Annotated in this window: 12 protein-coding genes; 5 read left to right on the plus strand and 7 right to left on the minus strand. The window is 53.6% G+C overall.

The window, feature by feature from the left end:
- Positions 1 to 50 precede the first annotated feature (50 nt).
- The 4 genes from acs to aat all read left to right on the plus strand — a co-directional run bounded on the left by acs (position 51) and on the right by aat (position 4746).
- A complete protein-coding gene (gene acs / locus NIG5292_RS13020; protein ID WP_048599978.1) occupies positions 51 to 1994 on the plus strand; it encodes an acetate--CoA ligase in 1944 nt (647 codons plus the stop codon).
- A gap of 149 nt (positions 1995 to 2143) precedes the next feature.
- Positions 2144 to 2641 (plus strand): acetyl-CoA carboxylase biotin carboxyl carrier protein, encoded by a 498-nt coding sequence (gene accB / locus NIG5292_RS13025; RefSeq protein ID WP_048599979.1) that lies wholly within the window; start codon positions 2144 to 2146, stop codon positions 2639 to 2641.
- A gap of 10 nt (positions 2642 to 2651) precedes the next feature.
- A complete protein-coding gene (gene accC / locus NIG5292_RS13030) occupies positions 2652 to 4001 on the plus strand; it encodes an acetyl-CoA carboxylase biotin carboxylase subunit (RefSeq protein ID WP_048599980.1) in 1350 nt (449 codons plus the stop codon).
- 100 nt (positions 4002 to 4101) lie between these two features.
- A complete protein-coding gene (gene aat / locus NIG5292_RS13035; protein WP_048599989.1) occupies positions 4102 to 4746 on the plus strand; it encodes a leucyl/phenylalanyl-tRNA--protein transferase in 645 nt (214 codons plus the stop codon).
- Here the strand turns inward: aat and NIG5292_RS13040 are convergent.
- The 6 genes from NIG5292_RS13040 to NIG5292_RS13065 all read right to left on the minus strand — a co-directional run bounded on the left by NIG5292_RS13040 (position 4710) and on the right by NIG5292_RS13065 (position 8501).
- Positions 4710 to 5072, minus strand: a complete 363-nt coding sequence (locus tag NIG5292_RS13040; protein ID WP_048599981.1) for a DUF2155 domain-containing protein — start codon at positions 5070 to 5072, stop codon at positions 4710 to 4712. The genes aat and NIG5292_RS13040 overlap by 37 nt on opposite strands.
- Positions 5069 to 5518, minus strand: coding sequence for an outer membrane lipid asymmetry maintenance protein MlaD (gene mlaD, locus NIG5292_RS13045; protein WP_048599982.1), 450 nt, complete (start codon positions 5516 to 5518; stop codon positions 5069 to 5071). Before mlaD ends, NIG5292_RS13040 begins: the two co-directional genes overlap by 4 nt.
- A 48-nt stretch (positions 5519 to 5566) precedes the next feature.
- The gene (locus NIG5292_RS13050) at positions 5567 to 5950 is read right to left on the minus strand and encodes an NADH:ubiquinone oxidoreductase subunit NDUFA12 (protein WP_048599983.1); all 384 of its coding nucleotides are present in this window, start codon (positions 5948 to 5950) and stop codon (positions 5567 to 5569) included.
- Positions 5951 to 6043: 93 nt separating this feature from the next.
- Positions 6044 to 6397, minus strand: coding sequence for a Rid family hydrolase (locus NIG5292_RS13055; protein ID WP_048599984.1), 354 nt, complete (start codon positions 6395 to 6397; stop codon positions 6044 to 6046).
- Positions 6394 to 7659, minus strand: coding sequence for an ATP-dependent Clp protease ATP-binding subunit ClpX (clpX, locus tag NIG5292_RS13060; RefSeq protein WP_048599985.1), 1266 nt, complete (start codon positions 7657 to 7659; stop codon positions 6394 to 6396). Before clpX ends, NIG5292_RS13055 begins: the two co-directional genes overlap by 4 nt.
- Positions 7660 to 7877: 218 nt before the next feature.
- Positions 7878 to 8501, minus strand: a complete 624-nt coding sequence (locus NIG5292_RS13065; RefSeq protein ID WP_048599986.1) for an ATP-dependent Clp protease proteolytic subunit — start codon at positions 8499 to 8501, stop codon at positions 7878 to 7880.
- 120 nt (positions 8502 to 8621) lie between these two features.
- Between NIG5292_RS13065 and NIG5292_RS13070 the strand changes: the two genes are divergently transcribed.
- Entirely contained in the window at positions 8622 to 9845 is a 1224-nt protein-coding gene (locus NIG5292_RS13070) for an FAD-binding domain-containing protein (protein WP_233488231.1), read from the plus strand.
- A gap of 453 nt (positions 9846 to 10298) precedes the next feature.
- On the opposite strand, the gene NIG5292_RS13075 is transcribed toward NIG5292_RS13070, so the two are convergent.
- Positions 10299 to 10717, minus strand: a 419-nt coding sequence (locus NIG5292_RS13075) for an integrase core domain-containing protein (RefSeq protein ID WP_048599991.1), incomplete at its 5' end; no start/stop codon positions are given.

The following is a 10717-nucleotide window of genomic DNA, read 5'->3' on the forward strand; positions in this document are numbered from 1 at the left end:
GGCGCTGTCGTAACCGCTCCCTGACCAATTGATTGAAGGAGGCTGACAAAATGTCTGACCTGAGCCCCTCACCCGAATTTGCAAAAAACGCCCATATTGATGCGGAAGGCTATGCCAAGACATACGCCGCAAGCATCGCCGACCCCGCTGCGTTCTGGGGCAACGAAGGCAAACGCATCGATTGGATCAAGCCGTTCACCGAAGTAAAAGACGTCGATTACACATTGGGTCAGGTGAAAATTAATTGGTACGCAGATGGCACGCTGAACGTGGCCGCCAACTGTATCGACCGCCATCTTGCGACACGCGCCAATCAAACTGCGATCATCTGGGAACCTGACAGCCCGACAGACGAAGCAAAGCACATCACTTACCAAGAGTTGCACGACAACACCTGCCGCATGGCGAATGTGCTGGCCGACCTTGGCGTCACCAAAGGTGACCGCGTTGTGCTTTACCTACCGATGATCCCCGAAGCTGCCTATGCAATGTTGGCTTGCGCGCGGATGGGTGCGATCCATTCAATCGTGTTTGCTGGTTTCTCGCCTGATGCGCTGGCGTCACGGATCAACGGCTGCGAAGCAAAAGTTGTGATTACCGCTGATGAAGCCCCCCGCGGCGGACGCAACACGGCACTGAAATCCAACACAGACAAAGCACTTGAAAGCTGTGACGCAAGCGTGAAAAGCCTTGTGGTAAAGCGCACAGGTGGCGACGTCGCATGGACTGACCGCGACGTTGACTACAACGCCTTGGCCGCAAAAGCAGACACCACATTCGCCCCCGTTGAGATGGGCGCCGAAGATCCGCTGTTCATCCTATATACATCCGGTTCAACCGGTCAGCCGAAGGGCGTTGTGCACACGTCAGGCGGCTATCTTGTCTACGCGGCAATGACCCATCAATACACGTTCGATTACCACGACGGCGACGTCTATTGGTGCACCGCGGACGTGGGCTGGGTCACGGGCCACAGCTATATCGTCTACGGCCCCCTCGCCAATGGTGCGACCACAGTGATGTTTGAAGGCGTCCCAACCTACCCCGATGCCAGCCGTTTTTGGCAGGTTTGTGAAAAGCACAGCGTAAACCAATTCTACACTGCCCCAACCGCCATTCGCGCCTTGATGGGTCAAGGTAACGAGTTTGTGGAAAAATGCGATTTGTCAGCGCTCAAAGTTTTGGGCACGGTTGGTGAGCCGATCAACCCAGAGGCATGGAACTGGTACAACGACGTTGTCGGCAAAGGTACCTGCCCCATCGTTGACACATGGTGGCAAACAGAAACGGGTGGTCACTTGATGACACCGATGCCTGGTGCAACAACCCTCAAGCCGGGCTCGGCGCAACAACCATTCTTCGGCATTGAGCCTGCGGTTCTGGACGCAACCTCTGGCGAGGAAATCCACGGTAACGACGTTGAAGGCGTTCTGGTCATCAAAGACAGCTGGCCGGGTCAAATGCGCACTGTTTGGGGCGACCATGAGCGTTTTGAGAAGACGTATTTCTCAGACTACAAAGGCTACTATTTCACAGGTGATGGGTGCCGCCGCGACGCAGACGGTGATTACTGGATCACCGGCCGTGTGGACGACGTGATCAACGTATCCGGCCACCGCATGGGCACGGCGGAAGTTGAAAGCGCATTGGTTGCACATGCCAAAGTCGCCGAAAGCGCTGTTGTGGGTTACCCCCATGACATCAAAGGCCAAGGTATCTACGCCTATGTCACCCTGATGACCGGTGAGGAGCCATCAGACGCGCTGCGCAAAGAGCTTGAAACATGGGTTCGCTCAGAAATCGGACCAATCGCCAAGCCGGACCTGATCCAATGGGCACCGGGTTTGCCGAAAACACGCTCAGGCAAAATCATGCGCCGTATTTTGCGCAAGATCGCCGAAGATGACTTTGCGACACTGGGCGACACCTCAACACTTGCGGACCCAAGTGTGGTGGACGATCTGATCGAAAACCGGATGAACCGAAAGGGCTAAGCCACTTTCGGCTCCCCTTCCCCGAAAACGTGATCAGCACCTGCATGTGAAAACAACATGCGGGTGCTTTCCCTTGGGAAAACCTTGGCCTATACACGAGCGGAATAAGTGGTAATAGCCCACGGGAAGATCAGAGGGATAATAAGATCATGGCGAAGAAGCCCCACGAGACAGATGTTGAGTTTATTCAGGCACTTGCTGCTCTTTTGAATGAAAACGAACTGACTGAATTGCAGGTAAAACGCGACTACGGCGAAAACGACAGCCTAAACGTGCGTGTGAGCAAACAAACAAATGTGGTCCAAGCCGCAGCCCCTGCAGCGGCCGCCGTTGCAGCACCAGTAGCCGCAGCGCCAGCGCCCGCCGCAGCAGCGCCCGCAGCAAGTGCCGCCAGTGAGGACCCATCCGATCACCCCGGCGCAGTGGCTTCACCCATGGTCGGCACAGCGTATCTGCAGGCCGAACCCGGTAGCCCCGCGTTTGTAAGCGTTGGCGCACAAGTCAACGAAGGCGACACCGTGTTGATCATCGAAGCGATGAAAACGATGAACCACATCCCCGCCCCGCGCTCAGGTACAGTGAAACGCATCTTGGTTGCTGATGGTGACGCAGTTGAGTTCGGCGCACCTTTGATGATCATCGAATAAGGCAGTCAGCATGTTCGATAAAATCCTCATTGCGAACCGCGGCGAGATTGCCCTTCGCGTCATCCGCGCTTGCCGCGAGATGGGCATCGGCAGCGTTGCCGTCCACTCAACAGCTGACAGTGACGCGATGCATGTACGCATGGCCGACGAAGCCATCTGTATCGGGCCGCCCTCGTCTACTGACAGTTACCTGAACGTTGCTGCGATTGTGGCCGCTTGCGAAGTAACCGGCGCCCAAGCGATCCACCCCGGCTATGGCTTTTTGTCTGAAAACGCTAATTTCGTGCAGATTTTGCAGGATCACGGGATCACCTTTATTGGCCCCACAGCTGAGCATATCCGCGTGATGGGTGACAAGATCACAGCAAAAGACACTATGAAACGCCTTGGCGTGCCATGTGTTCCAGGCTCTGATGGTGGCGTGCCTGATCTTGAAACTGCGCTGCAAGTTGGTCGTGACATTGGCTATCCGGTGATCATCAAAGCAACTGCGGGTGGCGGCGGTAAAGGCATGAAAGTGGCCAATTCCGAAGAGGAAATGACCAACGCTTTCCGCACTGCGCGTTCTGAAGGCAAAGCAAACTTCGGCAACGATGAAGTCTATATTGAGAAATACCTCGATACACCGCGCCACATCGAAATTCAGGTGTTTGGCGACGGTAAGGGCAAAGCCGTTCACCTCGGAGAGCGCGACTGCTCACTGCAACGCCGCCACCAAAAGGTCTTTGAAGAGGCTCCCGGGCCCTCAATTGACGCCGAAACGCGCGCCAAGATCGGCGAAATCTGTGCAAATGCTGTGGCCGACATCAACTACATCGGCGCAGGCACAATCGAGTTTCTTTATGAGAATGGCGAATTCTACTTCATCGAGATGAACACCCGCCTTCAAGTGGAACACCCTGTTACTGAAGGTATTTTTGGTGTTGATCTGGTCCGTGAGCAAATCCTTGTGGCGGCCGGCAAAGATATGACGTTTGGCCAAGACGATCTTAAGATCAACGGCCACTCAATCGAGGTTCGGATCAACGCGGAGCGCCTGCCAAACTTTGCGCCCTGCCCCGGCAAGATCACCCAGTATCACGCGCCCGGCGGCTTGGGTGTGCGGATGGATTCCGCCCTCTATGATGGCTATTCAATCCCGCCCTACTACGACAGCTTGATCGGCAAATTGATCGTTCATGGACGCGACCGCCCCGAAGCTTTGGCGCGTCTCAGCCGTGCCTTGGGGGAGCTGATTGTTGATGGTGTCGATACAACTGTTCCACTGTTTTACGCACTTCTGGCAGAGCAAGACATTCTGGATGGTAATTATGATATCCATTGGCTTGAACACTGGCTGGAAACAAACTTGCAGGGCTAAGCCCTTGAAAACATAATACCTCGGGCCAGTTGAAAAACTGGCCTTTTCTTTTGGGCCAAGCTGGCGCACGCTACGCAAGAAAGGCTCATGCCGCATGCCAATGGACAAACTCAGCTCCGATCTGGTGCTTCAAGCCTACCGCTCGGGTATTTTCCCGATGTCTGAAGGCCGTGAAGTCAATGAGGTCTTCTGGGTCGACCCACGTCAGCGCGGCATCTTCGAGCTGGACCGTTTTCACATCTCACGGTCACTGGCAAAAGCGATGCGCACCACACCGCACAGCGTCACCCTTAATCAGGCGTTTGAAGAAGTCGTTGATCAATGTGCGGCGCGAAGCGAAACCTGGATCAACGCGCAGATCAAAGAGCTGTACCTCGAACTGCATACCCGCGGGGACGCCCACTCAATTGAGGTACGCGGCGAAGAAAATACCTTGATTGGAGGTGTTTACGGCGTGGCCATAGGCACTGCGTTTTTTGGCGAAAGCATGTTTTCGAACGCGACTAATGGCTCGAAAATGGCTCTCGCCTATTTGATCGATATGCTGCGGACGCAAGGGTTCAGCTTGTTTGATACTCAGTTTCTTACAGATCACCTTGCCAGCCTTGGTGCTGTAGAAATTCCACGGACGGAATATCACCGCCGTCTTGGTATGGCGCTCTCTCAAAGTGCTAATTTTGCGTTTACGGACGGGCGTGCGCCAAGCCCTCAAGATGTTTTGCAGCGCAATACCCAGACGTCATAGCGCGGGTGTTCTAACGCATTCAGCGCAGGTGCAGAAGCAATCATCCAACCGTCAAACACCGGATCATTAGCGCCTTGCGCACGCACTGTAATAAGCGCGAAGGCATCGCCCGTCGGGTTTGACGTGGGGTACCGACATTCGCGCAGCTGTACGCTAATCAAGCCTTTTTGAGCCGACTGACCTGATGCAAGGTCAAAGTCTGAAACAGTGCCGTTGGTTTTATCGAGGACGCGTAGCGTACCGCCTGTTGCAGTCTCAGCAGATTGCGCGAAACTGGCAGACGCGGATAGAAATAGCGCAACAAAAGAACGCCAAACCACTGTCATTCAGTCGATCCACCGACAAAACGCAGCAGCAGTGTGATCAGACTAACGGCGCTTTGGGTGTCTTCAACCTCATCGCCGCTAGCAAAGTAGAACTCTGACCCACCGGGGGAAATGTTGACGAAGTTACCGCCAAGAAGGCCTTCAGATTCAATTGAGATTGCACTATCATCGGGAATTTCAACGCCATCTGCGATCGCCAGTGTCGTTTCAGCGCGGTAGGTGACAGGGTTCAAATCCATCGCCGTAACAGCGCCAATCTTGACGCCAGCCAACCGAACATCTGTCCCAACTGCGACGCCATCTGCGCTACGGAAGCTTGCTTGTAGCGTGAATTGACCACCAGAGTTTGCACCAAACCCTGTCAGGCCTGCTGCATAGATCAAAAAGGCAGTAGCTGCCGCCAGAACGACGCCACCAAGGGCAATTTCACCGCGGGAATACGTCATGCAAACACCTTTGCCTATTTACAGAAAAATCGGTCAGAACCCCGTGAGTTACTCCGGCGTCCACGCCTCGTAGTCGCTACGCGGTGCTGGGTCACCTTTGCGGATAGACCCTGCGGGCGCATAGGCAAGCGTTGTACCAGTTAGGTTCGGCAGGTGCTCTTTTTCCCACGGTTTGTGTGCCAGTGGCGCATCAGTGGGCGTTTCATTCCAGGTGTGGTGCAGCCAGCCATGCCAGTCCGGATCAACCCGCGAAGCTTCTGCTTCGCCGTTGAAAATCACCCAACGGCGCGCGGCGTCTTTGCTTTGATAAAACTTATTTCCTTGGGAATCTTGGCCGACCAAAGTGCCTTTGCGCCATGTCCACAGCTGTGTTCCGAGTGTTTGTCCGTCCCACCAAACGGCGGCCCGTTTCACGAAGTTCAAAATACCCATGGGTGCCCTCTTTGATCTACTTGCCTTGCTATGCCGCATTTGTGCCCCAACGTCTAGGCAGATTACGTTTTGCATACGATCTGCGCAGTGCGGTTAGGCCAGCGCTGTAACTTCGATCTCAATCCGGAAGCGCGGGTGCAAAAGCTTTGCTTCAATCACCGTGGCCGCAGGCGGATTATCACCGAACGCCTCAGAAAGCTGCGGCCAGCAGGCCTCAAACTCTGTGATGTCGGGCAAGTAATACGTCACGCGAACCGCTTTGGAGATGTCGGAGCCTGCCTCGGTCAGCGCATTCTTGATGGTCTCAAGCGCAGAACCGCATTGGCTGACAACGTCATCACCTTGACCAACGGTACCGGCAACAAATGCAAATCCACCTGCAACAACAGCGCGGCAATAACCAATCTTGGCTTCAAATTCTCCTCCGGAGTGGATGCGCTTGATCATGCGGTTGCGTCTTCTTTGGCTTTTGTATCACCGTGGATCAGCAAGGGTTCTGCGTCAGAATTAACAGCTTCTTCATTGACGACCACCTCGGTGACGCTTTCCTGACCGGGCATGTCAAACATGGTATCAAGCAAGATGTCTTCGAGGATCGAGCGCAGGCCACGCGCACCGGTTTTACGCTCAATCGCGCGCTTAGAAATAGCGGACAACGCATCATCGGTGAAGGTCAGCTGAACATCTTCAAGCTCAAACAGGCGTTGATATTGCTTCACCAGCGCGTTCTTAGGCTGGGTCAGAATAGTGACCAGCGCGTCTTCGTCCAAGTCTTCGAGCGTCGCAATAACAGGCAAGCGGCCAACAAACTCCGGGATAAGGCCGAATTTCAGCAGATCCTCAGGTTCGAGGTCTTTGAAGTACTCACCCACAGTCTTTTGGCTTTCGTCTTTGACGTCAGCCCCAAAGCCCATCGCAGATCCCTTGCCACGCTGCGCAATGATCTTATCAAGGCCGGCAAAAGCCCCGCCGCAGATGAACAGAATGTTAGTTGTGTCCACCTGCAAAAACTCTTGCTGTGGATGCTTGCGCCCACCTTGGGGTGGCACAGAAGCAACTGTACCTTCCATGATCTTCAGCAGAGCCTGCTGCACGCCCTCGCCCGACACATCGCGGGTAATTGACGGGTTGTCAGACTTGCGTGTGATTTTATCAACTTCGTCAATGTAGACGATGCCGCGCTGTGCGCGCTCGACGTTATATTCAGACGCCTGCAGCAACTTCAAAATGATGTTCTCAACATCTTCACCAACATAACCGGCTTCGGTCAATGTGGTGGCGTCGGCCATGGTGAAGGGCACATCAAGAATGCGCGCTAGAGTTTGGGCAAGAAGTGTTTTTCCGCACCCCGTTGGCCCGATTAGCATGATGTTTGATTTGGCCAACTCGATGTCCGACCCGTTACCAGCATGGTTCAGTCGTTTGTAGTGGTTGTGAACCGCCACCGACAGCACGCGCTTTGCCTTGGCTTGGCCAATAACATAATCGTCCAATACGCCACAAATCTCGAGCGGCGTTGGCACGCCTTCGGATGACTTTAAACCGGTCGCTTTTGTCTCTTCACGGATGATATCCATGCACAATTCAACGCATTCATCACAAATGAATACCGTTGGACCCGCGATAAGTTTGCGCACCTCATGCTGCGATTTACCGCAAAAGCTGCAGTAAAGTGTGTTCTTTCCGTCGCCGCTTGCTTGGTTGGTCATAGTATCATCCTTTGGGGGCGTGTCCCCCGAGTTGCGTTTGGTGCCATCTTGACGTCGACCCATGCTAAGACAGGCAAAAATCGGCTACAATGCGAAAATGCCCCCATTTCGAGAAATTGGGGGCATTCTTCTAATCGTTTAAGCGGTGCTGCGATCAAAGGTTAACAAGGGCTTAACACACTCATGTCCGGCCCAAGTATTCCGATGGAAAAGCATCACTAAGCGTCGTCACCTTTGGAGCGGTTTTCAACGATCTCGTCGATCAAACCCCAGTCTTTTGCCTCTTCGGGCGACATGAAGTTATCACGCTCAAGCGCTGCTTCGACGTCTTTCAACTTATTGCCCGTGTGCTTGACGTAGATCTCATTCAAACGGGTCTTAAGCTTCTGGGTTTCCTGAGCGTGGATCATGATGTCTGTCGCCTGGCCTTGGTATCCGCCAGAAGGCTGGTGAACCATCACGCGGCTGTTTGGCAGAGAAAAGCGCATACCTTTTTCGCCAGCCGTCAGCAGAAGCGAGCCCATGGATGCCGCCTGACCGATCACAAGTGTCGATACTTTGGGGCGAATGTACTGCATGGTGTCATAAATGGACAAACCTGACGTCACCACACCACCTGGTGAGTTGATGTACATGCTGATCTCTTTGGACGGATTTTCAGCCTCAAGGTGGAGCAACTGCGCCACGACAAGCTGCGACATGCCATCATGGACGGGGCCGTTCAAAAAGATGATCCGCTCCTTCAAAAGGCGCGAGAAAATGTCATAGGCGCGTTCGCCACGGCTGGTTTGCTCAACAACCATAGGGACAAGGTTCATATATGTTTCGACTGGATCTTTCATGGGAATGCCTCATCCTGCATGTGTGTGCCGCTACTTAGTAGCCTCAATTTACTAAGATAAGATTAGGACGCGTGTTAGCGGGCTGCAAGGCGGCGCGAGGCTTTTTGTTGAAACCACTTCATGGCGCGTTATCTGCCGCCCATGACACAAATACATTTCCCCCCGACCCGCACCGCCGCGCTCGAGCGCCTCTCCTCATTCGTGCCACGCGCAGGGCGCTATGGCCTGCGGAGAAATTATGACGTTGCAGGCCACGAAGGTGTGTCACAACTCTCGCCCTATATCCGTCACAGACTGATCACAGAAAAAGAAGTTTTGCGTACAGTTCTGGGACGATACAGCGCACAAAGTCTCGAAAAATTCGTTCAAGAAGTCTATTGGCGCACCTATTGGAAAGGCTGGCTTGAGATGCGCGCGCCAGTTTGGGGGATGTACAAACAAGGGCTGAACGCCGCGCTGAACAATGTGCAAACCCAAAGTGGGCTGCGCACCGAGTGGAAAGCCGCCTGCGCCGGCACCACGGGGATCGACTGTTTTGATCATTGGGCCAAAGAGCTGGCTGAGACAGGTTACTTGCACAATCACGCACGGATGTGGTTCGCATCAATCTGGATCTTCACGCTTCGGCTACCTTGGGAGTTGGGCGCGGATTTCTTCATGCGCCACCTGCTTGACGGCGATGCCGCTTCAAACACCTGCTCATGGCGGTGGGTCGGCGGACTTCAAACCGTGGGCAAGACCTATCTGGCCCGCCCCGACAACATCACAAAATACACCGAGGGGCGTTTTAGACCAACGGGCCTTGCCCCCCATGCAGACCCCCTGACCGGCTTTGCAAACCCCGAACGACAACCTATCAAAATACCAGATGCGCCCCAAGCCGGCGCACGCACGCTGATCGTGATCCACGAAGATGACATGGCGCTTTCGACCGTGCTGAACGCAACCCGAGGATGTGAAGTTGTCGGCGCGGCTGCCTTGGCCTGTCACGATGCACGCACGCCGCTGAACGTGGCGGAAAACGTGCGTGTATTCACGGAAGGCGGGCTGCAAGACACCGGTGAGCGTTTCGCAGACAAATTGGGAATGACGCCGGAAATTTTGGATATGGACGCCATCGCACAGCTGGCCGCGGATCTGGAATGCGATCAAGTCGCTGCAAACTACGCCCCAATCGGCCCAGCAAATGACACCTTAAAAAAGCTCGACAAGGCATTGAAAGGTAAAGGAATAGCATTAACCCAAGCGATGCCAGACTATGACGCGCAAGCTTGGCCCTATGCCACGGCAGGTTTCTTCAAATTCAAAACCAACATCCCCAAACTGATCGCAGGTTTGGGCTGAGTTGCTTTAATTTGGTTTTCTGAAAATAGCTGAAGGCCGGATGTGCTGTGCAGTGGGTAATCTGCATAGCTCTTCGGGCCTTAATCCACACCAACCAGGGTTAGCTAAAGCCGCTAACCACCTAGAAATCACATTAAAAAGAAAGGTGGCGGAGGCTCAGTCTGCCATATTATGATCCATGAAGTGTTCAAAAGATCTAATCCTATATATTTTCTTGTTATTAATATGAATTTTTAATCCCGCTAGTTCTTGCTTATTCCAGCTGCATCCAGTACTTTTTAGGGGACACATTAGGGGATAGGTGTGCCCAAAACAGGAACTCAGCTTTCTGCGACTGCTGTTCGCAACCTTCGTGCCCCCGGTAAGTATTACGATCTTCACGGGCTGTTTCTGCGCATCGAACCGACCGGGTCGCGTAGGTGGGTACAGCGATTAAGCATAAACTCCAGGTGTCTAGCCCCCAATTTCAGTGCCACTAATTTTGGATTTCTCTAATAAGGTTTCTGGCATGGGAGGTCGCATTCCGAGTGCATGATGGGGCCTGATGTGATTGTATTCTTTGAGCCAAATATTGATTGCGACCTGAGCCTGTTTGATGCTGTGGAACCATTCAGCGTTTAAGACTTCTTGGCGAAGAATACCGTTGAACCGTTCATTGTAACCGTTTTCCCAAGGACTGCCTGGGTAGATTTGGATTGGTTTGACGCCAACCTTTCTGAGCCATTTTTGAAGGTGTTCAGCTACGAACTCCCCGCCATTGTCAGATCGAATGCATTCAGGCTTTCCGTATTTCATCAGCAAACGATGTATGACACGCAAAACATCATCTGAGTTCATCTTGTCTTGCACCTCAACGCAAAGAGCTTGGCGGG

It is taken from the genome of Nereida ignava (assembly GCF_001049735.1).
In the GTDB taxonomy this organism is placed as follows: Bacteria; Pseudomonadota; Alphaproteobacteria; order Rhodobacterales; family Rhodobacteraceae; genus Nereida; species Nereida ignava.